Consider the following 24,563-nt stretch of genomic DNA (forward strand, 5'->3'; position numbering starts at 1 on the left):
CCCCCGATTTGTGAAAGTCCCGATTACTATGGAACAAGGTGATCTTTTTGAAAATTTTGTCCTCCGGTAACCCTTGCCCCTGCGATTTTAATCTGTTGCTTTTATTTCCCCGCTGCCGATGACTGCTTCCCTATTGGCCCCCGGACACACCCTGCGCGGACGTTACCATATTCTCCGGTCTCTGGCCCAGGGAGGATTTGGGGCGACTTTTTTGGCAGAAGACCGCGATCGCCCAAAGCGTCCCATCTGTGTGGTGAAGCTCCTCAAGCCCCAAACCACCGACGCAGAAACCTTAGCAACGGCCCGGCGTTTGTTTGAAACCGAGGCAAAAATTCTCGATGAATTGGGTCAGCATCCGCAAATTCCCCAGTTACTGGCTTATTTTGAGGAAGGCCAAGAGTTTTATTTAGTTGAAGAATACATCGAAGGACAAAGTCTCTGGGAAGAACTACAGCGGCTTTCTCCCTGTCCTCCGGCAGGGGCGATCGCCCTTGTGCAAGAAATCCTGGAATTGTTGGTTTTTGTCCACGAGCACCAGGTAATTCACCGGGATCTCAACCCCAGTAACCTCATTCGCCGCCAAGCCGATCAAAAACTCTGCCTCATTGATTTTGGTGCGGTTAAACAGGTCACCCACCAATTTGCCAGTACCTCCGGTCGGCCCACCATTGCCATCGGCACCCAAGGCTATATGCCCCTAGAGCAGATTCAGGGCTATCCCCGTTACTGTAGCGACCTCTATGCGGCGGGGATGATTGCGATTACGGCTCTGACGGGTACCGCCCCCGACAAAATTCCCCTCGATGCCCAAACCGGGGAAGTGCAATGGCAGGATCAAGTAGAAATGCCAGAAGAGGTCAGGCACTTTCTCTCTAAGATGGTGCACCATAATTGGCGCGATCGCTTTGGGACCGCCACAGAAGCCCAACAGGCCTTAAACCCATTGGCAGCACAGGGGGAACAACAAGCTAAAACGAGCACCCGTGTTTTACCAGTAGCAAGCAGTATTCAGCAGATCAAACAAACGGCGATCGCCCCCCTCAATTACCTCTCAACGGTCGTTTCCCAGCAATACCAGCGTTTGAGCGTCAATCACCAAGCGATCAAGGCCGCCCTTCTCGGCGTGGGACTCGCGGCATTGGTGGGGACTGGCCTCGGCGTTCATGCGGGGTGGCGGTGGTGGTCAGAACGCCAAGCCCTGATGGCCCAATACGAACAGGCCCAACTGTCCCAATCTCAAAATCAACTAGAGCAGGCCCTCGCCCAATACCAAGAAATTTTACAGACCGTCCCAGACCATGAAGGGGCGCTTTTGGGAAAGGCCCAAGTCCTCCAAGCCCTCGAACGATTTGATGCGGCTGTAGAAACCTATGATCAACTACTGGAGGTTAACCCTCAACGTTGGGAAGCCTGGTGGGGCAAAGGTAAAATCGCCAGTGATCGCCAACAGGATGACCAAGCCCTAACCTTTCTCGACCGCGCCATCCAGGAAGATTCCCGTCAAGCGGTGGTCTGGGAGACAAAGGCCCGAATTCATCTCCGTCGCGAAGAAACCGATGCCGCCCTCAATAGTCTCGGTGCGCTTCTCAGATTGGATTCCCAGCAGGTCTGGGCCTGGTTTGAAAAGGGCTGGATTCACCACAATCGTGCCGAATATAACGAGGCGATCGCCGCCTACCAACAGGCTCTCAAGCTCGATGACCAGAACGCCAATATTTGGTACCAACAGGGTAACAGCTACAGCAAACTGCAACGGTATCGAGAGGCGAAAAATGCCTATGTCCGAGTGGTAGAACTAGAGCCAGACCGCGCCCCCGCCTGGTATAGCCTCGGCATGGCCCAGGAAAATCTCCGCAATTACCCCGAAGCCCAGGATGCCTTTGCCAACGTCACTCGCCTCGAACCGAACAATGACCGTGCCTGGTACCATCTCGCCTGGAATGCAGAACAAAATGGCGATCGCCCCACGGCCATCGACGCCTACCAACGCACCGTTGCCCTGAACAGCGATGACCGTCCCAGTTGGCGAAGTCTAGGAAATTTACTCTATGATTCTGAAAATTATGATGAGGCGATCACCGCCTACGAAAATACTCTCCGCCTAGATGATGTTGATGGAGATATTTGGGCACGTTTGGGGAATGCCTACAAAGCCACAGGCCAATACCAAGCTGCCATTAACGCCTATGACGAAGCACTCCAGTATAAACCCAATGACCCAGATATTTTAGGTGATCGCCAGGATGCCCAGGAGCGTCTTCAGTGGGAACAAGCCCAAGATGATTTTAAAGAAGGAGCCGATAGCCTGAAAGAAGTGCTCCGGGATACCCTGCGGGAAATTGTGCCTTGGTTGTAATTATCGCCCACAAAAAATCCGGGTAGACCCGGATCTCATCAGTAGAAAAATGGCTTCAAAAATGGTGATTGGCAAATCCTTAGAAACCAAGGGCAGTCCAATCCACTTCAAAACCTTCGAGAATCAGAGAAGAATTGTAGATCTGGAGAATAATAAGCAGGAATACTAAAAACAACGCCATGAAGACGCCCATGAGCGGTGTGGTGCCCCAACCGGGAGCGACTTTACCGTATTCAGAATTCAAAGGCTTGAGAATATCTCCCAACCGAGTACGCTGTGCCATAGGATTCGTGTATCGTAAAGGATTTTTGTAATGTTCCGTAATATTATAGAGGAAGAGTCATCATAAACTGAGATACACCTATGGATTCTGCAACAGTTCTTAGCATCGGCATTGCGGTGGTTGTGATCGCCGTAACAGGGTTTTCGATTTACACAGCCTTCGGGCCTCCTTCGGTAGAACTTGAGGATCCCTTTGAAGATCATGAAGATTAAGCGGGCAGCTACCCTTTAACATCAAGCCCCATGGCTCTTATGCCTGGGTTGTTTTTCTCCCCAGTCTCGCTGTCATCATAAAACCCTTTTTGAGATGTCTTTTTATACCGTCACAATCTGACGCACTTCAACTAGCTCACTTGAAATAAGTTGATCAGGCAGCCTCCGGGCTGTTTTTTCTTGGGGGATTGCTCGAAATTCTGGGTTTTAAAAACGTCAAAATAGTTGTAACAAAACCTCAGGTAATAGCTCTTGCACTCCTGGGAGAACAATATTGGCCCCGACATCCTGCAAGTTAGAGGCATACATATACTCCTTGTCGTCACCAGTCTGGGCGTGGGGTGGGATCACCCCAATGGCTCGCCATCGTCGTTGGGGCTGCTGGCTGATGGCATTGGTGATGGTGCGCATATCAGCAGCGGTATCTCCCACGTAGGCGACGGGGGTCTGGGCTGATGCGGCTTCGAGTTGGGCGATCGCCGCGAGTAATCCCTTGGGATCGGGTTTTTCGGGGGCATCTTCCATGGCAATGAGCACAGGATTTTCTAAGCCTAAACGACCTTTTAGTACGTGTTCAGCAGAACCCCGCATGGCACCACTAAAAAAGCCCCAGGCAATATCGGCAGCGGTGAGGGACTCAAAATAGGCTTTGGTGACGAGCAACGGTTCATCGTTGATATACCCATCAAAATTGTGACCCCGGTATTTGCGCTGGAAAAAAGCGACGAGCTCTTTAAAATTGACAGGAATCGTCTCATCCCAACGGCGGATCAGTTCCTGGGAGGCTTTCCAATCGTTATTCCAAATGGCCTCGGCCTTGAGACTATCGATTTCACCATTGCTGGGGCGATATTCCCCCTGGGTGTAATGTTCAACGGTATCGGCGATCGCCCGCCGGTAGGACTGACTCACATCGCGAATCACCCCGTCGATATCAAAAATCACAATCCCCTTCGCCATGGTCACCACCTCTGTTGTAAAACCTATCGCTATACTTATCGTCTTGTTTGCTATTTTCCCAAGTCTTTGACTGAAAACAAAATCAGATTTTTTTCTGTTCTCTTTGGGGCTTGGGCAAAGGCTCAATGCCCCATAACAAAATTACCGCCCCTTAATATCAGTCCAAACAAAACGAGGTTGCTCAAACTAAGATTAAAGACGGTAATTCAATTTTTTAGAACAAAACAATAACACCCCATGGGGTGCTAGAAGCTGTCCGTCTTAGTTGCGGTAAGGCACTGCGGCAAGGCTGATGTCTGCGGCGGAAACCCGAACGTTGACTTTGGGAATCTGGGCAGAACGCGCCATGTTGAGGAAGAGAGCGGGATCGCCAGCTTGGGGCACCCGGTCGGGAGTCCGGAAACGACGGACTGCATTTTGCCAAACCACTTGGGGGAAGCCCAACTGGGAGCGGTAGTAAGCATCGTAACGGGGAGACTTGATGTTAAAGGGTATCTCACCTTGCTCACGGCTAGCGAGGCTACGGCGGCGCTGGTAGGGCACCGTATCATAGCCAAAGTTTTCCATATACTCATCAGTGTTGAGGAGTTGGTCAACAAAGGCCGCTAGACCCTTGGTGCAGATCACGATTGACCAGGCAATTTTTTCCTGTTCGCTGAAGGGATCGCGACCGAGTACCCGTTGGATACACTGCTCAACAAAGCGATAGTTACTGTTTTTGTTATAGAAGCTATCGATGAAGGTTTCCGACAGCAACAGACCCCGAATGAAGTCACGGACAGTGATTTGACCGTTGCGCAACTGGGATTCGAGTAGCTGTTGGCGATCGCACTTAAAAGCGTGGAAGAAAATTTGACGATAGGCAGCGTTGATGAGAACGTCAAAGTCAGAATCGCTAATGACGTTATCGGTTGTAAACACAAAAGGCTGCTCGTCGCCACCGACGGTATACCCTGCTACCCGAGTGTTTTGGCTCGAGGGGGCGTATTGTAATAAAGGAATTGTCAAACCAGACCTCCGTTATATCAGAAGACTTTAAAAAATAAAATTTCTTACTGATTAGCATAAGGGAGTCAGGGGCTATCCCTCGGAAAGATTAAAAAATATTACAGAAGTTAACGTTTATTTCCCGCGCCCTAGGGCCGCAGTAGCTTGCTTTTTCGGCAAAACTTGATCAAATAAGGGTCTATTCTGGGGCGATCGCCTAGGCCATTTCCTTAAGATAAAAGGAAAAAAGATCCAGCCCTAAAAGGTCAATTTAAAACAATTGACGGTGGCCGAAAAAAATGCAGTATTTTAGAGAAAGTTGAGTCTCCCAACCCCTTAGTTTGACAGTGGGGTTACTGAGCCGCGATCGCCTTTCCCCATCCCATTGATTGTTCTCCGTTGAGAGTGTAGGAGTTTTCGGATGAATCAAGCCCCCCCTAACGCCGCAAATGCTAGCTTTCAGGCTGCTTTAGACAATTTAGACCTAGATCTAGACCGAGAATTGCAACGTTATCGGCAACAGCGGCCACCATCCGAGCGATTCACACCGCCTCCAAGTCCAGAACCGCCCCTCGATGGGGGATCTGCAGCTCTTGATCAGGGTGATGATGGCGAATTAATGGCCCAACAACCAGCACAGGCTTCTGAAACAGACACTACCGAGACCATCACTGCCGTTGCTGGCCCCCTTTCCCCCTGGGAGCAGCCCACGCCCCCCCCGGAAGATTACCTGCAATCGTCGGAGGAACTCCTCAAAAGTTTAGATGCCAGCAGCCCACCTGTTACCCCGCCTACGCCACGTTGGAAACTGGGTCTTGCTTTTTTGGGAGCAGCCATTTTAGGGGGTGGATTGGTGGCCTTGGCGATCGCCGTTCCCGATTTATTTACCCCGACCCCAGCCCCGGAAACAGCCGCAGAATCCTCCCCTGCCCAGACCACGGCAACAACGCCAGAGACCACTACACCGGCGGCCTCTAGCACCGTTAATCTAGCCTCCCAAGAATTTATCGAGTTGCGCCTAGACAATCTCAGCATCATTGATCCCAGCGTACCCACGGACACCGAAAATACCGAAGCCGATGCCACTGCTTCTACCAGTGCCACAACGCCTCCCCCAACTCCAGATCAAGCAATAGCAACTCCCCTTGCGCCAGTGCCGGGCTTTCCGGGGACACCTTTGGCCACCCCCGATGGTTTGAAGTTGGGATATTACTACGTGATTTTCCGGAATACGAGTCCCAACGCCCTGGATCGGGCTCAAGCAGTGGTTGATGGGGCTTTTGTGCGACAGTTCCCCGTGGGCCAAGCCATTCAGATGGCAGAAGTCGATTCAGCCGCCAAAGCCGATGATCTGATGCGTCAATTTAAGGCCCAAAAAATTGCAGCGGAGGTTTATTACCATCAACTGTCGCCAGCTTCCTAAACGAAGCGATCGCCCCCTGGGCTAGATTAGTAGTTGAAACGCGTCAGTAAGCGGGACACTGGGCACGATGAATTTTTTCCGGCGCACCTGGGATGGCATTCAACAATGGTGGCAACCTACTGCTGATCCAGAACACATCCTGGAGCAGACCCTCTGGGACATGGAAAAAAAATTGATCCAAATGCGGCGGGCCGTGGCCCAGGCGGTAGCGAGTGCTAAACGGGGGGAACGACACCGAAAAACCATGGCGGCAATGGTACAGCGATGGCAGCAGTGGGTAAAATTGGCTCTGGATTGTGGCGATGAAACTTTAGCAAAAGCGGCGATTGCCCGACGACAAACCTATGGGGAAATGTTGGCGAAACTGGAGGCCCAACGGGAAGAACAACAAGCCTTTATCCGAGGCGTACGCCACAATCTTGAGGCCCTCGAAGACAAAATCAACCACATTAAACTGCAAAAAGATTGGTATGTGACGCGGTTGCGGACGGCGATCGCCCAACAGCAGTTACAAACCCTCCAGCAAGAATTAATGGGGGGAAGCTTGGATGCGGCGATCGCCGATTTAGAATTGTCCCTGTGGCAAGTGGAAGCAGAAACCGATCTCATTGATCCCCTCGAAGCACAATTTCGTCAGTTGGAAAAAAGCCAGCAGCGTAACCCAAAGAATTCTTAGAAAAATAAAGGCGATCGCCCACTCCATTTTAGGCGCAACGAAGGGTAAAACTTATGTTACGCTGACCTGTGGTTTTGTATATGTCCAAAGGAGAATTCTGTGGAACGCACATTTGTAATGGTTAAACCGGACGGTGTTCAGCGCGGTTTGGTCGGCGATGTTATCCGTCGTTTTGAAGCAAAAGGCTTTAAGCTCGTCGGTCTAAAATTGGTTTCTGTTTCCCGCGAATTAGCAGAGCAGCACTACGGCGTTCACAGAGAAAGACCGTTCTTCGGTAGCCTCGTAGAATTCATTATTTCTGTCCCCGTCGTCGCCATGGTTTGGGAAGGTAAAGGGGCGATCGCCGCCGCCCGGAAAATCATCGGTGCCACCAACCCCCTCGAAGCAGAACCCGGCACAATCCGGGGTGACTTCGGTGTGGACATTGGCCGTAACCTGATCCACGGTTCCGATGGCCCCGACACCGCTGCCAGTGAAATTGCCCTCTGGTTCTCCGAATCTGAATTGGCCAACTGGGAACCCGCCACCAAAGCTTGGCTCTACGAATAAATCCAATCTGTTTGGTTTCCAAGCAAATTTCGGCAATTTAATTTTTTCAAGACCTCGTTCAACCCCAACGAGGTTTTTTCGTGGCTATTCCTCTTCATCCCAGAGCCGTTCTAATTGGTGCTGCCAAGCCAATAAAGCCCGCTGTTGTTCCCTGGGTTCTTGGTCGAGGCCCCCCATAATCCCTTCTTGGTAAAACCGGGTAATCGTTTGCATCGTCTTTTCGATACTTTGCCCCTGGGACTTGGCGGCACGGATAATTTCTCGAACTTTATCTTCGGCCAGTTGATTAAAAAAGGGACTGAGATTTTGTTGGTGTAAAGCCACCATTTCCGTTAACACCTGTTGGAAAATAGCGGTGTCAAGTTGTTCTAAGGGATATTTAAATACGCCCCAAAGTAAACCCTGGTTGAGGGCGTAGCGGGCGAGTTTATTTTCATTAAAGTTACTTTCGAGCAACTGGCCATAATAGGGTTCCGCGTCGTCCTGGGACGCGACAGGTACAAAGATCCGCAGCATTTGACCATCACTAGACAGGCTCACCAGCAGGTGAAACCGGGCTTGGGATTTGTGTACTTTCCAAGTTTTGTTGTCTGTGTGGTTAATTTTGGCGTCGGGAAAAAATTCAGTGAGGGTAGCGGAGATGGCGTCTGGGGTCATTGTTGCAACTTGAATCGGAAAAATTGAATATTCGCCTTGTATTCGATCAACAGCGGAGGTTATGGCTGGGTCGTGGAACAGGAGTGCCAATCATGGACAGCGACGACAACATCATCAATGGCTTGACGGGTAATTCGGGCCGATTGGCCGGTTTGGTTCGCCAAAATACTGACCAATAAGGTGCTGTCATCGGGTAGATCGAGGTAGCCAGAGAGGGCAGAAACGTGGGTCATGGTGCCTGTTTTCCCAAAGAATTGGTTTTCGACTGGGGTATCTTGAAAGCGGTTTTGGAGAGTGCCTGTGCGACCGGCGATCGCCAAAGAATTGCGGTAAGTTTCCCCCTGGGGATGGGTCAGCATACCGTCTAGGGTTTGGATCAAGGCCATGGGGGTGACAAGGTTGTGGCGAGAAAGACCAGAGCCATCCCGGAGTCGGTAGGTGGCAGGATCGACCCCGATAGATTCTAGGATTGTTTCTGGGTCTCGGTCAGCGGCAGTAAGGGTTTTTAGGAGACTTTCGGCAAAAAGGTTATTGCTGTCTTGGTTAGTGGTTTTGAGGATTTCAGCTAAGGGATCAGAGGCGATCGCCCCCAAAGGTTGCGCTTGATCTAGGTTAGGGATCGGCGTTTGCGTCGTTAAACTTTTCCCGACGGTAATACCCTGCTCTCCCAGAATTTGGGTGATTTTATCGAGGGCATAGCGGTCTGGATCGGGAATCGATAGTCCCCAAATGTCGGGCATGGCGTCGGCGGCCAATTTCCCGGTGAGGGTTAACGTCGTCGTGCCATAGGTTTGGGTCAGGGAACCGCTGTAGGGAGTATCGTCAGGGGCCGTCACCATCTGATTTTCCAGTTGCCATTGTTGGGCCGCAATATCATCAGACCAGCCCACCGTTGTGGTTTGGCCGGACTCTGTGGGAAAAACCGTGAGAACAACGGCGTTTTCATTGAGCATCAAGCTGGTAACGGGGACACCATAATAAAAACTCAGATCAGACCATTCCCAGGTAGGATTAACCCCAGGTTCAGGAAAATGGCTGCTGTCCAGGATGACTTGATCAATATGGTGGATTTGCTGTTGGGATAGCTGCGAGAGAGCTGTGGTTAATTTTTCGGTGGTCAAACTTGGATCACCCACACCTCGAATAATTAATTTCTCAAGATTGGGAGCTGTTCCAACGGTGTAGATTGGCGTTTGATATTGATAGTTTGGGCCAAAACTTACCAGGGCAGCGGCAGTGGTGAGGAGTTTTTGGTTAGAGGCTGGCACAAAAAAAGTGTCGGCTCGGTGCTCAAATAAGAGGCTATCGGTCTGGGGATCTTGGATCGCAATGCCCCACTGGGTTTGTTGCTGTTCTGGACGCTGGAGGATCTGAGAAATAGTGCCAGAGAGATCGCAGGTCTCTTGGGATTGGGCCAGACTTTGGGAGCTAAAAGCCAGGGTTGCTAAACTTGCCAGGGCGAGGATCTGGCTTACCGGTTGAAATTGTGTTTTCCCCATTTTTTCTCCTCGTCAACGGTCAGGGCGCATTTGTCCTACTATACTGCCGTTTTTGGTGGGCTTCGGTACACTGCGAAAAGGATCTTTGTGGTTTTCTTGGGCTAAATCTCCATGAGCGAACAATTTTTTCAACGGAAGCAGACTTTTTTTGACCGCTGGGCGAGAAATTACGACATTTTATTGACCACGCCCTTTTACCAGGCTGTCCATAAGCGGTTACTCACCTATGCTGATTTCCCCAGAGATGGCCATGTGCTTGACCTGGGTTGTGGGACGGGCAAATTATTTAAACGACTCGGTAAGCTTTATCCAGAATTAACGGGGGTGGGGTTGGATCTATCTCCAGAAATGTTAGCCCAGGCCCAACGGAAAAATATCCATGGCGATCGCCTTTCCTTTGTCCAAGGGAATGCTGAGGCGCAACCTTTTCCGGAAAATACCTTTGATGCGGCGTTTAATACGATTAGCTTTTTGCATTATCTCCACCCCGAGACGGTTTTAGAGGAAGTGCAGCGGGTGCTCAAGCCGGGTGGCCAATTTTATCTAGCGGATTATGGCAAAGGAGAATTGTGCCAAGGGGATGGTTTTCCCTTTTCGCCTGGAGGATTGCGTTTCTATTCCCGGACGGAACGAACCGCAATGGGGAAACGGGTTGGCCTAGAGACTGTAGCACACCATTATTTGATGTTCGGCGTTTTGCTCACGATTTTCCAGAAAAGCGAGGAAATCCCAAAGGCGATCGCCCCTTAAGTCGTCCCCACGAAGCCCCGATTATGAGATGATTGTCTGCAACAAACGGGTTCACGCAAGCAAGTATCATGACCAACGCTAAAGCCATCTCTATCCTTGGTTCCACCGGATCAATCGGGACGCAAACCCTCGATATTGTGCGATCGCACCCCGATAAATTCCGCGTGGTGGGGATGGCCGCTGGGCGTAACATTCAACTGCTGGCCGAACAGGTGCGGGAGTTCCACCCAGAGATTGTTGCCACCAGCCAGGAAAGCCTTTTACCCGAACTAAAATCTCTCCTTCAAGATTTAGAACACCAACCCCAAATCATCGCTGGCAAAGCGGCGATCGCCGAAGTGGCCCGTTATGGTGATGCCGAAAGCGTGGTAACGGGGATTGTGGGCTGTGCTGGACTTTTACCGACCATTGCGGCGATCGAAGCCGGCAAAGACATTGCTCTTGCTAACAAAGAAACCCTGATCGCTGGGGGGCCAGTGGTTTTACCCTTAATCGAAAAATATGGCGTGAAACTACTGCCCGCTGACTCCGAACATTCCGCGATCTTCCAATGTCTCCAGGGGGTGCCTGAAGGAGGTTTAAAGCGGATTATTCTCACGGCCTCCGGGGGCGCTTTCCGGGATCTGCCTGTGGAAAAATTGGCCACCGTCACTGTCAAAGATGCCCTGAAACATCCCAACTGGTCCATGGGGCAAAAAATTACCATCGACTCCGCTACCCTGATGAACAAGGGTCTAGAGGTGATCGAAGCCCATTATCTCTTTGGTAAAGATTACGACGACATCGACATTGTGGTGCATCCCCAGAGCATCATCCACTCCCTAATCGAGCTGCAAGATACCTCGGTTTTAGCCCAGTTGGGTTGGCCTGATATGCGCTTGCCCCTGCTCTATGCCCTCTCCTACCCCGAACGCATTCACACCGATTGGGAGCAATTTGACCTCGTGAAGGCCGGCGATCTTACCTTCCGGGAACCGGATCACCATAAATATCCCTGCATGAATTTGGCCTATGCTGCGGGACGGGCCGGGGGATCGATGCCAGCAGTTTTAAATGCAGCGAATGAGCAAGCTGTGGCCCTTTTCCTCGAAGAAAAAATTGAATTCCTCGATATCCCTCGTCTCATCGAAAAGGTTTGCGATCGCCACCAAAACGACAACAAGACAAACCCGACCCTAGACGACATTTTGCAGGCAGATCAATGGGCCAGACAAGCTGTTCTTGAATTACAGCCACAATTAGCTTAAGGCCAAATCAAATTCCTTAGTTAACAGCTTGCAGGAAGTCTTGGACGGTAAGAATGGAAGCGTCTCGAAAGGGATGGAGAGCGAGTAAATCTTGATCGCCTGTGATGAGAAAATCAGCCTTGCCATTGACAATGAGTTCAAGGAATTTGTCATCTTTGGGGTCGCGGCAGACCGAAACTTTTTCGATGATGGGAACAATTTCAGAGGCTAGTGCCAAGCTTGTTAAAAAATCGTCTCTGATTTCTCTGGTCAGATAACGGTCAAATTTTTGTCGATTGAGAACCTCACTTAATTCTGACAAAACATCTAAAGACGTCAGGATAATGCCCTGTTTTTGAGCGAAAGTTACAACTGTATGGAAGTTGTAACTTGAGAAAACCAAAGCACTGACAAGTACGTTGGTATCAATAATGATGCGGCATTTATTCATCCGCCAAAATTGTTTCTAAAATCTCCGGTGTCATGCCTTGGGCAATAGCTTGCTGACTCGCCGTTTCCATGACTTCTAGGAGTGGTTTGGGGTTAATTGCTTTGGCAAGAAAAATATTCAGCAATGCTTGGATTTGCCGTTGTTTTTGAGGATCAATCTGTTGATAGGCCTCGGCGAGATGAGACTCGACTTGAATGGTGATGGTTTCCATTGAATATGACCTGACGTAACGAATTTTTGGCGAGGCAATGACCAAGCTCACAGGATTGTACCTAGAATGCAGGTAATTTTGCACCAGTTTGAACCTGCCAGAGGCTGTAGTATAAACCCTGCTGATCGAGGAGTTGCTCATGGGTGCCTTGTTCAACAATTTTGCCTTGATCCATCACATAGATGCAGTCGGAATGGCGGATCGTGGAAAGGCGGTGGGCGATCGCAATGGTGGTGCGATGCTGGGTGATTTTTTCGAGGGATTTGGCGATCGCCGCTTCGGTTTCATTGTCCACAGCAGAAGTAGCCTCGTCCAAAATCAGAATGGGCGGATCTTTCAAAATGGCGCGGGCGATCGCCAAGCGTTGCCGCTGGCCACCGGATAATTTTTGCCCCCGTTCCCCGACGATGGTGTCGTACTGTTGGGGCAGGGTTTCGATAAAATCGTGGGCTTCCGCAAGTTTTGCGGCCTGGATAATTTCTGGGAGAGTTGCATCGGGGTTCCCGTAGGCAATGTTTTCGGCCACGGTGCCATGGAACAGAAACACATCCTGACTCACTAGACCAATGGCGCGCCGTAGATCCTTGAGATAGATATCGCGAATATCCAGGCCATCGACAGTAATTTGTCCCTGGTTAATTTCGTAGAAACGCAGGAGCAATTTCACAATCGTACTTTTCCCAGAACCTGTCGCCCCCACGATGGCAATGGTTTGACCCGCAGGAATATGGAGGGAAAAATCTTGCAAAACCGGCGCTCGCTCAAAGTAGGCAAAGGAAATATTGTCGAGTTTGATTTCTCCTTTGACGGTATGGGTGGGCAGGGCTACTTCTCCAGAACGAATTTGCACTTCGGTATCGAGGAGATTAAAGACCCGGTTACTCGAAGCCATCGCCCGTTGATAAAGATCCATCGTTTGCCCCAGGCGGGTCAGGGGCCACAGCAACCGCTGGGTCATAAACACCAACACACTGTAGGTACCCACAGCCAAAGCTCCTTGTTCCACCTGCAATCCACCGAAAAAGAGAATCGCCGTAAACCCAGCCAAAATCGCAATCCGGATCAAGGGGATAAAGGCGGCACTTAAGGCGATCGCCCGCTCATTACTTTGAAGATAAGCATCACTGTCAAAGCGGAGCCGTTCTAGCTCGTAATGCTCCGTCGTAAAGCTTTTAATGGTCGTGATGCCGCTGAGGTTATTGGATAGGCGCGAGCTGAGTACCCCTACCTTTTCGCGCACATCGGCATAGCGGGGAGCCAACTTTTTCTGGAACGCCACAGAACCCCAAATGATGATCGGAATCGGCGCCATCGCCATCCAAGCCGCCGAGGGGGTCGCGTAGAAAAATAAACCCCCAATCAAAATCACCGTCGTGATCACCTGCAAGATTTCGTTGGCGCCCACATCGAGAAAGCGTTCCAACTGGTTCACATCGTCATTGAGCAGGGCCAATAGCTCCCCGGTGCTGCGTTCTTCAAAGTAGCCCAACTCCAGTTCCTGCAAATGGCCGTAACCATCGAGACGGAGATTGTGTTGCATTTTTTGGGCTAAATTGCGCCACAGACGTTGGTAGAAATATTCAAAAATGGACTCGGCACTCCAGATTAGGAAAGACAAAATGCCGATGACGACCAATTGACCGATGATGCTGGTGACACCAAACTGGGCCACAAAGGAGTTGTCCCGCTGTACCACGGTATCCACTGCCACCCCGATCAGCACCGGAGGCGCCAGATCAAAGAGTTTATTCAGAACGGAACAGGCGATCGCCAAATTGATCTGTTTGCGGTAGCGACTACCATAGCGGAATAAACGGGTTAGCGGATGGGACATACTCAAAGAAAATCAAGCCAATACCCAAGAGATCATAACCTGTTCTGTTTAATCTTCGCCCGGCTCTAGCACCTGCACATCTACCGTTTTAGCGTCGGCGTTATCCGTCCCTTGCGACCCATCCACTTCCACGGCGGCCACCTCCACCGTCCCCTCAGGGGTCTGGCGCTGGAATTTCTTTTCTGTAATTTGCACCACTTCACCGCAACTAGGACAGCGGGCCATGGAATTGTTTAAACCCGTAAATTCATAGCCACAGACCGGACAATCTGCCTCTACCAAATTGCGCTTGAGCCACCACTGGAAGCCCACAACCCCCAAGGCGATCGCCACGGGAATGAGCAGAATGAGAATAATAAACCCGTTGACAACCCAGCCGAGGCCCACCGAAGTCAGTAACGCCGCGATCAGAATAAAGGTCAAAAAACAGCCGAGGCCCGAAGAAGAGAATTGAATATTACGAGAGAAAGGATCGTTCACAATGTTTCTTAATAATTGTTAACTGCTTACGATAGTGCCTCAAGTTTATTTCACAAACCGAGATGATAAGCTTACAAATGCACAAAAATTATTTTAATAAATCATGTCGGAAAGCAATAATACACCTCTTTTATTGAGGGCTGCACGGGGGGAAAAAGTTGAGCGGACACCGGTTTGGATGATGCGTCAAGCCGGACGTTACATGAAAATTTATCGCGACCTGCGGGAGAAGTACCCGAGCTTCCGGGAACGTTCTGAAAATCCTGATCTCGCTATCGAAATTTCGCTCCAACCTTGGCATGCATTCCAGCCTGACGGTGTAATTATGTTTTCGGATATTCTCACTCCCCTACCAGGGATGGGGATTCCCTTCGACATCATCGAAAGCAAAGGGCCAATCATTGAAAACCCGATCCGCACCCAGGCCCAGGTCGATGCTATGACCCCCTTTGATCCGGCAGAATCCTTGCCTTTTATCAAAACAATCCTTGGCACCCTCCGCCAGGAAGTGGGCAATGCCTCAACGGTACTGGGATTTGTCGGTGCCCCCTGGACGCTAGCGGCCTATGCCATTGAAGGTAAGAGTTCAAAGAACTACGCCATCATCAAAAATATGGCCTTTTCTGAGCCTGCTGTGTTGCACAGTTTCCTTGGAAAAATTGCCGATGCGATCGCCGATTATGTTTGCTACCAGATCGAATGTGGGGCCCAGGTGATCCAAATGTTCGACTCTTGGGCGGGCCAACTCAGTCCCCAAGACTACGATATGTTTGCCTTGCCATATCAAAAACGGGTCGTGGACAAAGTCAAAGCAAAATACCCAGACTTCCCGCTGATTCTGTACATCAGTGGCAGTGCCGGTGTTCTAGAGCGCATGGGTAAATCTGGTGTCGATATCGTCAGCGTCGATTGGACGGTGGATATGGCCGATGCCCGCCAGCGCCTTGGTAAAGACATGAAAGTCCAAGGCAATATTGATCCTGGTGTGCTGTTTGGTTCCCAGGACTTCATCAAAGCGCGGATCATTGACACCGTGCGTAAAGCGGGCAATTGGGGACATATTCTCAATCTCGGCCACGGTGTTCTCGTCGGTACCCCCGAAGATAATGTCCGCTTCTTCTTTGAAACCTGTAAGAACGTCCAGAGTTTCCTCTAGGTTTTAAAGCCATTCCTTCATTCAGAAAAAGCGTTTTAGGAGAGTCAAATCCTAGGGCGCTTTTTTTGGGGAATTGGGCTGATACCGTAGGCAGGGCCGACATTTCTCGATAGAATTTCCTAGCGTTTGCTTTTAGTTAAAAATTCTGGGGAATCAGTGGGATGACAGTGCAACCAAAACTCATTATTCACGGTGGGGCCGGCAGTTCCCTCAAGGGCAAAGGGGGCTTAATCGCCGTACGGGAGTCGCTCCACAGGATTGTTCAAGAGGTTTATGACTTCCTAGAACAGGGCGGCAGTGCTGTGGAAGCCGTTATCCTAGGGGCAAAATTATTGGAAAATGAGCCGCGTTTCAATGCAGGTACAGGGTCAGTGCTCCAGTCCGATGGTCAAATTCGCATGAGCGCTTCCCTGATGGATGGTACGGCCCAAAAGTTTAGCGGCGTGATTAATGTGGGCCGCATTAAAAATCCCATCGAAGTGGCCCAGGCGTTGCAAACAGAAGATGATCGGGTACTGTCCGATGTCGGTGCGGCAGAGATGGTGCGGGTAATGCAGCTCCCCATTCATGATCCTCTGACCGATTTACGCCTCGAAGAATGGCTGGAAGAACGTAAGGGAAATTTTCGCAGTAGTATGGCCGGGGTTGTCGCGGAGGATGAAATGGCCCGGCGCGGCACCATTGGGGTGGTGGCTTTGGACCAAAATGGTCGGGTTGCAGCGGCCACATCTACGGGCGGAAAAGGTTTAGAGCGGATTGGTCGGGTGAGTGATTCGGCGATGCCTGCGGGAAATTACGCGACTCAGGTGGCTGGGGTTAGTTGCACGGGCATTGGGGAAGACATTATTGACGAATGCCTTGCGGCGAAGGTGGTTATTCGGGTCACGGATGGTTTAAGTTTGCCAACCGCCATGGAAAAATCAATCCAGGAAGCAACGGCAAATAAACGGGATCTGGGGGCGATCGCCTTGGATGCCGAGGGCAATATTGTCTGGGGAAAAACCAGCGAAGTGCTTTTGGCGGCCTACCACGACGGCACCGCTGTGGGGGATACCCTGGAATGGCAACTGGAACCGGGGGTCGGTTGTCTCTAGGGAAGAGGGGAGGCCGATGGTGATGCGCACTCTTCTAAAACGTTTGGCGATCGCCCTGGGGACATTGCTTGCCATTAGTTTTGTGATTTTCACGATTTTGGCCTTGGCACCGGGGGACCCCCTCAGTGAATTTGCAAATAATCCGGCGATCACCGCAGAGGTGCGGGAAAATATCCGGCGATCGCTGGGCCTGGATCAGCCCTTTTATCTTCGTTATGTCAAATGGCTCTGGGCGCTGGGCCAGGGGAATTTGGGCTATTCTTTTACGAGTAAAAGTCCTGTGCTGGGTCTGATTTGGCAACGCCTGCCGACGACCCTCTGGGTGGTGGGTCTTGCCTACGGTTTGAGTGTGGCGATCGCCTTACCCCTGGGGATTATTTCTGCCCTGCGCCGCAACTCTCTTTTGGATCAACTGGCCACCACCTTTGCTTTTTTGGGGTATTCCCTACCCACTTTTTTCACGGGTTTGCTAGCGATCATTATCTTTAGCGTGAAATTGCAGTGGCTCCCCTCGCTATACAACAGCACCCTGGTGGTCAATGACTTTCAAAGTTTTTGGCAGCAGATCCAGCAATCGATCCTGCCGATCACCGTCCTTGCGTTGTACCAAACGGCAATTTTGACCCGGTTTGTGCGCAATGCGATCCTCGAAGAGTTGCCCCAGGATTATGTGCGGACGGCCTATGCTAAGGGCTTAGGGGAATTTGCCGTGCTCCGCAAACATATTTTGCGCAATGCTTTGATTCCCGTTGTCACTCTGATTGCCATTGATGTGCCGAGCATTGTGACGGGGGCCTTGGTGACAGAGCAAATTTTTCGGGTGCCGGGGATTGGCGCACTGCTCATTGAATCCATTAACCGCAACGATACCCCCGTGATCATGGGCATCACGATTATCTATGCGGCCTTGGTGGTGATCTTTAATGCGATCGCCGATCTAAGTTACCGTTTCCTCGACCCCCGCATTAAGTAACAAAACAATCCTCCCTTAAGGGAGGTGCCGCAGGCGGAAGGTGTTTATCCCTTGAGTTAACACTCCCCTGACCCCTCTCAAGAGGGGAAACAGTTGCCGGTGTGTTGGCGAGCTCCACAAAATTCTTTCCTCTAGGGAAGCTAGAGAAGTGTTACTAAAGGAGAGTTTATTCTTCTTCAGCAGTCATATCCACAGTTTCTAAACCGTCTTCTTCTGCTGGGGGCGGTACTAGGGCCACTGCCACAATTGCATCATCCCCATCGAGGCGTTGTACCCTGACTCCGGTGGCACTGCGGGACTGGAGCGAGATGGATTCCACTGCTTGACGGATCATAATGCCGCGCCCCGTGACGAGCATCAGCTCATCTTCGGGATTGACAATTCTCAGGGAAGCCAACCGATCTGCCTTAGATTTGAATTTAATCGCCCGGAGACCGACCCCCGCGCGGTTTTGCAGGCGGAATCGTCCCACGGGCACCCGCTTGCCGAAGCCTTTTGTGGTTACGGCAATCACCCAAGGCCCCTGGTCAACATTTTCGGTGACTTCTTCGTTATCGTCTTCGTCTTCTGCTGTATCCGCAGCGGCGATCGCCGCCGTAATTTGAGACGACACAATATCCATACTTACCAATTTGTCATCGTCGGATTTGAGTTTCATCGCCCGCACGCCTCTCGTAGAACGGCCCAAGGGACGTAACTGGTTATGGTCAGCCTGGAAGTGGATCGCCATCCCTTCACTACTGGCCACAATGATGCTGTCCTCCTGTCGCGCGAGGCGTACCCAACGGAGTTCATCGCCATCTTCGAGGGAAATGGCAATTAGACCGTTCGAGCGAATTTTGGCAAAGGCAGACAGGGCGGTTTTTTTGATGTAGCCGTTCTGGGTGAGCATGACGAGGTATTCATCTTCGGTAAACTCACTCACTGCCAGCATCGCTGTAATTTTTTCATCCTTCGGGATGGGGAGCAGTTGAATGGCTGGTAAACCTCTGGCCGTGCGGGAACTCTGGGGAATTTGGTAAGCGCTTAGAGAATAAACGACGCCGCGCTCCGTAAAGAACAGCACATGGTCGTGATCGCAGCAGGTGAGGAAGTGATCGACGCCATCGTCTTCCTTCATTTTGGTGGCGGCTTTGCCGCGAGTGGCGCGGTTTTGGGCGTCAAAGGTGGCCACAGGCATGCGTTTGATATAGCCCTGTTCGGTGAGCAAAATAGCTGCTTGCTCATTGGCAATTAGGTCAATATCCTGGAGATCGCCGTCATCCAAGACCAATTCTGTGCGGCGATCGCTCTGGTGGATAGTCTTAATTTCGGTGAGCTCTGCTTCGATAATCGCGTAAACCCGTTCCCGACGCGCCAAAATATCTTCGAGATCCGTAATCTTCAGCAAGAGATCCTGGTGTTCTGCTTCGATTTTGTCCGCTTCTAGGGCCGTGAGGCGACGCAATTGCATCTGTAAAATGGCGTCGGCCTGGGCTTGGCTGAGGTTGTAGCCGTCCATTAACCCTTGACGGGCGATCGCCGTATCCGCTGCCTGACGAATTAAGTGAATCACCGCATCGAGATTATCGAGGGCAATGAGTAATCCCTGGAGAATGTGATCCCGTTCCTGGGCCTTGCGCAGTTCATAGCGGGTGCGCCGGGTAATCACTTCCACCCGGAAATCCAAGAATACCTGGAGGAATTGCTTCAGATTGAGCAGTTGGGGTTCGCCGTTCACCAGGGCCAGCATATTCGCGCCAAAATTGGCCTGGAGAGGCGTGTGTTTATACAGATTATTTAAAACAACACGGGGATAAGCATCGCGCTTGAGTTCGATGACAATCCGCATCCCTTGGCGATCGCTTTCATCGCGGATATCAGAGATGCCATCAATTTTCTTGTCGTTGACCATATCGGCAATGCGTTCGATCAGCGCCGCTTTGTTGGTCTGGTAGGGCAGTTGGGTGACGATAATTGCTTCTTTTTCCCGGCCATTTTGGCGGAGCGTTTCAATTTCTGCGACTCCCCGCATGGTGATCGAACCCCGACCCGTCATGTAGGCATCTTTAATCCCCGAACGACCGAGAATCTGTGCCCCCGTCGGAAAATCAGGGGCCGGAATAAATTGCATTAATTCTTTGATCGTGATCTCAGGGTTATGGATGAGTGCCGTCACCCCATCAATAATTTCCCCAAGATTATGGGGCGGGATATTGGTCGCCATCCCCACCGCAATCCCCGAAGAACCATTCACCAAAAGCTGGGGAATCCGAGAAGGGAGAACAACGGGTTCCTGTTGAGAGCCATCGAAGTTATCCGCAAAATCAACGGTTTCTGATTCGATATCCCGCAGCAGGGCGTTGGTCGCTAAAGACTGGAGCCGACATTCGGTGTAACGCATGGCCGCCGCTGGGTCGTTATCAATGGAGCCAAAATTACCGTGGCCATTGATCAGCGGGTCTCGCATGGAAAAATCTTGGGCCATGCGCACCAGGGCATCATAGACCGCTGTATCCCCGTGGGGGTGATATTTACCGAGGACTTCCCCCACGACCCGGGCACATTTCCGGAAAGGGCGATCTGGGGTCAAACCCAATTCATACATCGCATACAAAATACGACGGTGTACGGGTTTTAAGCCATCCCGTGCATCGGGTAACGCCCGCCCCACAATCACACTCATGGCGTACTCTAGGTACGAGCGTGACATTTCATTGCTTAAATCGGTGGGAATAATGCGCTCCTGGGGGGAGGTCATAGGATTTCGGCTCCGCTAGGTCAAAAAAGGTTAAAAACCAGAGAAAAAGACGTTAAGGAAGATTATTTTGCGTTTTTTAACTGGATTTTTTCGGTCAAATAGACTCCTATTTTACCACAGTCTTTGGGGCATAAACTGGCTCAGGAAAAGGCTTTGGGCCTAGGGGAGATTGGGCGCAAGGCTGCTTAAACCCTGGCGGGGCGTCCATTGAATCGTGCCGTCGGTTTCGCTCCAGTAAACGATGCGATTGGGGGCCAAAAAATGACCCTGGGGAGAGCCAATGGCGATCGCCTTTTGGGGTTTGAGGGTCTGCCAGATTTTGAAATCGAGATCAGCGGCCTTTGCAATGAGAATGGCTGGATTCCACTGGGCGATAAAGTCGGCGTCGGCGGTTTGTTTGCTGAGGAGATAAAAAGCTTGGCCTTGGAGACGAATTTCTAAAATATGCAAATCTTCCTGGAGGAGTTGCAAGCGGATCGGGCCGAAGCGTTTCGGTTCGAGGGGGCGGAGGATTGTAACCTTATCTGGAGATTGAGGGAGTGAAAAACGCTGTTTGATAGGCAGTTCACCGGAAAAATCAACGGTTTGGGCGGCGGGGTCGGGGGGCGTCAGGGAAAGCAAGCCATCAATTTGATTGAGGCCGCTGCGACGCAGGAAGGGTTCGAGGGTATATTCCCAAAATCCAGGGGAACCGACATTAATTACCAGGGTTTTACCGCCCGCTTGAGCGACAATTATAGGGGTTTGGCGATCGCCAAAAATCGTCACTTGAGTGGTATTGAAGTGACGATAAACCAGCACTGTAACGAAAAGGATTAGTAAACCGCCGATGAGGGGCCTGGCCTGTTTTTGGGCCCAGGGAGAGCGCCAAATCAACAGCATCACTCCATAGAAAACAAGCAGTTGCGGCAAAGGTAGCGCGGCGACACTCGCTTGGCTCCCAGGCAACGCCACAACCTGTTCCACGAGCCAAATCATCCCCCGTAAAGGCCAACCCAGCCCATAGGCGATCGCCCCACCGAGTTCTGGGATTAATAGACCGACGGCACCGCTGACCATACCGCCCAAACTGACTAGGCCAATGACGGGCGATAGCACAATGCTGGTGGGGATCGAGTAGGTGGCGATCACATTAAATTTGTAGGCCAGTAAGGGTAATGTCCAAATACTGGCGGCCATGGGAATGGCGATCGCCGTTGCCACCGTTGGGGGAAGAAAATCTAGCTTTTTTTGAAGTGGCTCTAGGGTCGTAAATAGGCCAAAGGTTGCCAGAAAACTGAGTTGAAAGCCCAAGTCCCAAAGCCATAGCGGTTTAATCAGGAGTAACACCGTTGCCGTCATTAGCAAAAGACCAATGGGCTTGACCTTGCGATCAAGTACTAGGGCCACTAAACCCCCCATCCCCATTAAGGCCGCCCGGAGAATCGAAGCCTGGAAACCCGTCAGCAGCACGTAACCAAGTAAAGTTCCTGCCGCGCCATAGAATTGTGTTTTCTCTTCTTGATTTCGTAGGAGCCACAGCACGACCCCCAACAACAGCGACACATGGAACCCAGACGCGGCGACGGTATAGGCCAAGCCCGCTTTGACCCACAAATCATAAATTTCGGGGTCTAAATTGGTGGTCTGACGCCCCAACACCATAGAACTGAGCAAGCTAGCGGGTTTGTCTGGTAAAAATTCCCGATGACTCCGTTGAATCCGTTGGCGCAGTATTTCTGTGAGCGACTCTTCCCGTCGGGTTAATGCCGCTTCCCAAGCACTAAAACCCAGAAAAGTATTGTTTTGGCGTAGGTAATCCGGAAAACTGAAGGCAAATTTATTTTGGGGCGGTTGGGGTTTGTATAAACGCCCTGTCAACTGGAGGCGATCGCCAAGCTTAAATTGAGAAAAATCTCCGCTTAACGTGACATATAAATTTTCTTTTTGAGGAGCAACATTTTGCCCTAGGTTTACATTTTGCACCCGAAACCAAAACCGTTGTTTATTTGGCTCTTGTGTGGTGATGGAGCGGTAAATTTGCCCTTGGATTTCTACAGGACTTTGTAATAAACTGGGCTGACTTTGGGTGAGGCTATAGAGACCATTGGTCGCCGGACGGGGTAGACGCCCTTGACTATAAACTACAGCCAGCAGCATCACCAATCCCAGCATCGGCCAGAAGTGGCGCGGTACTTGCCAGAGATAACGGGGAAGAAAAATTGTTGCGAGGATTGTCCCCAAGGCGATCGCCCCAACCAATAACCCCCACTGCAGCAAAGAAGGTTGCGGGTTCAGTGGCCCCCAAAATCCCGTTAAACCAAGACCAATGAGATATCCAAGACAGAGGACGATACCACGCTGAAAAACCATAGGCAAAGAAAGCAAATCTGCAAGCAAAGGTACAAAAACTTGCCCACAAGCTTAGCTCGACTTTATCCATGGGAATTGGGGAGGAAACGGTAGAAGGACTCAGAGTAGAAAATTTGTGTGAATCAATGACTATGCCGTTGAGCACCAAGAATGGGCCATCCTCTGTATTACCGTCGATTTTCGCGAGCCATCCCCAAATGAGCACCATAAAAATCCGCATTGACATTGCTAAAGACCTCCAAGGCAGAACCCTATGCGCGTCATAGTGTTGTTTCTCTCACCCGTGACCAGGGTTGTTCGTTGACTCCCTAAAAAGGCGATCGTCTTCTCAAAATCACATACCATTAAATATGGATCTTTGGCAGGCTTGCAGTCATGAGTTACCAAAACATTATTACAATCGAGCCAGATAAGCGAGGAAAAAACCTTGAAAAAATTAGCGGCTATGTTGTGATCAATGTTGTTTAAATATAGATGGGTATAGATCATCAACAAAAGTGACTATAGGAGAAGCTGGCAAAACTTTATCTAAGAGAAAATTATCCAGTACACTTAAAGGTATACTTGCCTGCATTCCAATATTAGGAATTAATCCGGCAAGGGTAGACATACCTAGTCGTAAAAATTTGCCTGTATTAGTATTTAAGTTGACTCCAAGTTTTGCCCGAATACTATTCAATTCTTGAAGGATCTCTTTCTCTTTAACTTCTTCAATATCTTTTAACCAATTTCGAAAAAGTTTAAGTTCGTCACTTTGTCTAACCTTCATTAATTTATTAATATCAATCTTGGGATTGGATTCTGCAATTATTTTAGGGTGTCTTTTTAGGTTTAAAATAGAATCGAAATTTGCTTCGAGCTTATTGGGGTCATCCTTTTTAAAGAAAATATACTCCAACCTATTTTTCAACAGATCTATTTCGTCTCGCATAAAACAAGATAAAGCATTGTGCATGTTCATTTCTGCCATACGCAGATTGAAATTCCCGATTCCCAACACCGCCTTTTCAACAATTTTATATATTTCTGTTTCGTTTAGAGAGCACAGATCACTCAAGTTAGTCTCGACTTTGAAAATAGATTTGTCTACTTGATGTAGTTTAATATCAAAAATTTCTGAATCTAATTCCATGCTATATTCTTTTTTTAAAACATTTAAGGTCGCAACTTTAACGCCACGGTTAAATTGCAAGTCCTCATCTGTCTGTTTTAGTAGATCGATATTGTCTTTTAAATAGTTTTTGTCAAGGGATTCAACTACTGTCAGCTTAAGCTTCTTTACTTTACTTTTGCTGAGTTCAGAGTGCCTGATATTCTTAAGATTGTCACTAATCCATATTTTTTGTTCAGCAGCAAAAGCATATTGAATTTGATAAAATCCCTGTGGATAAGTTTTCTTACTTGAAATAATGTGTTGATTTTGTGCAACCTGAGAAGTTATACGAAGATCACACGAAAACTTCAAGATCCCAGATGAGAGCAAAGATAAAGTTTGTTCAAAACCCAATTCTTCTACGAGACCATTGACCTCATAAAAATTAGGAGAATCTAAAATAACTTTGTCGAATAGTATTAATTTATTAATTAATGATGAAAAGTCAAGGCAGTATTTCCGTCTACGATCATCGAATTTAACACATTTACTAAAAAGATTTTTGTCAATAGACATCTGAAAATACTGCGATCAATATAAA

The 24,563-nt window shown here is 49.9% G+C and carries 22 protein-coding genes; 10 read left to right on the forward strand and 12 right to left on the reverse strand.

Annotation, left to right across the window (positions count from 1 at the left end; all coding sequences use genetic code 11):
- Positions 1–118 precede the first annotated feature (118 nt).
- Entirely contained in the window at positions 119–2,356 is a 2,238-nt protein-coding gene (locus AACQ84_RS04120) for a serine/threonine-protein kinase (RefSeq protein WP_083764425.1), read from the forward strand.
- 79 nt (positions 2,357–2,435) lie between these two features.
- On the opposite strand, the gene psbH is transcribed toward AACQ84_RS04120, so the two are convergent.
- Positions 2,436–2,639, reverse strand: coding sequence for a photosystem II reaction center phosphoprotein PsbH (psbH, locus tag AACQ84_RS04125; RefSeq protein WP_012306436.1), 204 nt, complete (start codon positions 2,637–2,639; stop codon positions 2,436–2,438).
- A gap of 80 nt (positions 2,640–2,719) precedes the next feature.
- Here psbH and psbN point away from each other — a divergent pair, with 80 nt between their 5' ends.
- Positions 2,720–2,851: a photosystem II reaction center protein PsbN gene (psbN, locus tag AACQ84_RS04130; protein ID WP_012306437.1), complete on the forward strand. Its 132-nt coding sequence runs from the start codon at positions 2,720–2,722 to the stop codon at positions 2,849–2,851.
- A 216-nt stretch (positions 2,852–3,067) separates the two neighbouring features.
- Here the strand turns inward: psbN and AACQ84_RS04135 are convergent, their stop codons facing one another.
- Together AACQ84_RS04135 and AACQ84_RS04140 are read right to left on the reverse strand one after the other, a co-directional pair.
- Positions 3,068–3,811, reverse strand: coding sequence for a TIGR01548 family HAD-type hydrolase (locus AACQ84_RS04135; protein WP_012306438.1), 744 nt, complete (start codon positions 3,809–3,811; stop codon positions 3,068–3,070).
- A 261-nt stretch (positions 3,812–4,072) separates the two neighbouring features.
- The gene (locus AACQ84_RS04140; RefSeq protein ID WP_012306439.1) at positions 4,073–4,819 is read right to left on the reverse strand and encodes a phycobilisome rod-core linker polypeptide; all 747 of its coding nucleotides are present in this window, start codon (positions 4,817–4,819) and stop codon (positions 4,073–4,075) included.
- 400 nt (positions 4,820–5,219) lie between these two features.
- On the opposite strand from AACQ84_RS04140, the gene AACQ84_RS04145 reads away from it, so the two are divergent.
- The 3 genes from AACQ84_RS04145 to ndk all read left to right on the forward strand — a co-directional run bounded on the left by AACQ84_RS04145 (position 5,220) and on the right by ndk (position 7,446).
- Positions 5,220–6,221, forward strand: coding sequence for a hypothetical protein (locus tag AACQ84_RS04145; RefSeq protein WP_012306440.1), 1,002 nt, complete (start codon positions 5,220–5,222; stop codon positions 6,219–6,221).
- A gap of 67 nt (positions 6,222–6,288) precedes the next feature.
- Positions 6,289–6,897 carry a PspA/IM30 family protein gene (locus AACQ84_RS04150; RefSeq protein ID WP_012306441.1) on the forward strand — a complete coding sequence of 203 codons (609 nt, stop codon included), beginning with the start codon at positions 6,289–6,291 and terminating at the stop codon, positions 6,895–6,897.
- A gap of 99 nt (positions 6,898–6,996) precedes the next feature.
- Positions 6,997–7,446, forward strand: coding sequence for a nucleoside-diphosphate kinase (gene ndk, locus AACQ84_RS04155; RefSeq protein WP_012306442.1), 450 nt, complete (start codon positions 6,997–6,999; stop codon positions 7,444–7,446).
- 84 nt (positions 7,447–7,530) lie between these two features.
- Here the strand turns inward: ndk and AACQ84_RS04160 are convergent, their stop codons facing one another.
- Entirely contained in the window at positions 7,531–8,103 is a 573-nt protein-coding gene (locus AACQ84_RS04160; protein WP_012306443.1) for a CesT family type III secretion system chaperone, read from the reverse strand.
- Between the two features lie 59 nt (positions 8,104–8,162).
- A complete protein-coding gene (gene dacB / locus AACQ84_RS04165) occupies positions 8,163–9,602 on the reverse strand; it encodes a D-alanyl-D-alanine carboxypeptidase/D-alanyl-D-alanine endopeptidase (RefSeq protein WP_012306444.1) in 1,440 nt (479 codons plus the stop codon).
- A gap of 111 nt (positions 9,603–9,713) precedes the next feature.
- Here dacB and AACQ84_RS04170 point away from each other — a divergent pair, with 111 nt between their 5' ends.
- Positions 9,714–10,352 (forward strand): class I SAM-dependent methyltransferase, encoded by a 639-nt coding sequence (locus AACQ84_RS04170; protein ID WP_012306445.1) that lies wholly within the window; start codon positions 9,714–9,716, stop codon positions 10,350–10,352.
- Positions 10,353–10,420: 68 nt separating this feature from the next.
- Positions 10,421–11,599 (forward strand): 1-deoxy-D-xylulose-5-phosphate reductoisomerase, encoded by a 1,179-nt coding sequence (dxr, locus tag AACQ84_RS04175; RefSeq protein WP_012306446.1) that lies wholly within the window; start codon positions 10,421–10,423, stop codon positions 11,597–11,599.
- Positions 11,600–11,615: 16 nt separating this feature from the next.
- On the opposite strand, the gene AACQ84_RS04180 is transcribed toward dxr, so the two are convergent.
- From AACQ84_RS04180 to AACQ84_RS04195, 4 genes are all read right to left on the reverse strand, one after another.
- On the reverse strand, positions 11,616–12,029 hold the full coding sequence (locus AACQ84_RS04180; RefSeq protein ID WP_012306447.1) for a putative toxin-antitoxin system toxin component, PIN family: 414 nt from the start codon (positions 12,027–12,029) through the stop codon (positions 11,616–11,618).
- Entirely contained in the window at positions 12,022–12,240 is a 219-nt protein-coding gene (locus AACQ84_RS04185; RefSeq protein ID WP_041443377.1) for a hypothetical protein, read from the reverse strand. The genes AACQ84_RS04180 and AACQ84_RS04185 overlap by 8 nt, the downstream gene beginning before the upstream one ends.
- 61 nt (positions 12,241–12,301) lie before the next feature.
- Positions 12,302–14,074: an ABC transporter ATP-binding protein gene (locus AACQ84_RS04190; RefSeq protein ID WP_041443378.1), complete on the reverse strand. Its 1,773-nt coding sequence runs from the start codon at positions 14,072–14,074 to the stop codon at positions 12,302–12,304.
- 48 nt (positions 14,075–14,122) lie between these two features.
- Positions 14,123–14,554, reverse strand: a complete 432-nt coding sequence (locus tag AACQ84_RS04195) for an FYDLN acid domain-containing protein (RefSeq protein WP_012306450.1) — start codon at positions 14,552–14,554, stop codon at positions 14,123–14,125.
- 103 nt (positions 14,555–14,657) lie between these two features.
- On the opposite strand from AACQ84_RS04195, the gene hemE reads away from it, so the two are divergent.
- The 3 genes from hemE (at position 14,658) to AACQ84_RS04210 (ending at position 17,777) form a co-directional block, all read left to right on the forward strand.
- Positions 14,658–15,710: a uroporphyrinogen decarboxylase gene (gene hemE, locus AACQ84_RS04200; protein WP_012306451.1), complete on the forward strand. Its 1,053-nt coding sequence runs from the start codon at positions 14,658–14,660 to the stop codon at positions 15,708–15,710.
- A 161-nt stretch (positions 15,711–15,871) separates the two neighbouring features.
- Positions 15,872–16,804, forward strand: coding sequence for an isoaspartyl peptidase/L-asparaginase (locus AACQ84_RS04205; protein WP_041443379.1), 933 nt, complete (start codon positions 15,872–15,874; stop codon positions 16,802–16,804).
- A 19-nt stretch (positions 16,805–16,823) separates the two neighbouring features.
- On the forward strand, positions 16,824–17,777 hold the full coding sequence (locus AACQ84_RS04210) for an ABC transporter permease (protein ID WP_041443791.1): 954 nt from the start codon (positions 16,824–16,826) through the stop codon (positions 17,775–17,777).
- A 166-nt stretch (positions 17,778–17,943) separates the two neighbouring features.
- On the opposite strand, the gene gyrA is transcribed toward AACQ84_RS04210, so the two are convergent.
- The 3 genes from gyrA to AACQ84_RS04225 form a co-directional block, all read right to left on the reverse strand.
- A complete protein-coding gene (gene gyrA, locus AACQ84_RS04215) occupies positions 17,944–20,517 on the reverse strand; it encodes a DNA gyrase subunit A (RefSeq protein WP_041443381.1) in 2,574 nt (857 codons plus the stop codon).
- 159 nt (positions 20,518–20,676) lie between these two features.
- On the reverse strand, positions 20,677–22,869 hold the full coding sequence (locus tag AACQ84_RS04220) for a ComEC/Rec2 family competence protein (RefSeq protein WP_012306455.1): 2,193 nt from the start codon (positions 22,867–22,869) through the stop codon (positions 20,677–20,679).
- A 454-nt stretch (positions 22,870–23,323) separates the two neighbouring features.
- Positions 23,324–24,538, reverse strand: a complete 1,215-nt coding sequence (locus tag AACQ84_RS04225; RefSeq protein ID WP_012306457.1) for a hypothetical protein — start codon at positions 24,536–24,538, stop codon at positions 23,324–23,326.
- Positions 24,539–24,563: the final 25 nt, after the last annotated feature.

Origin of the sequence: Picosynechococcus sp. PCC 7002 (assembly GCF_963860125.1) — a bacterium.
In the GTDB taxonomy this organism is placed as follows: Bacteria; Cyanobacteriota; Cyanobacteriia; order Cyanobacteriales; family MRBY01; genus MRBY01.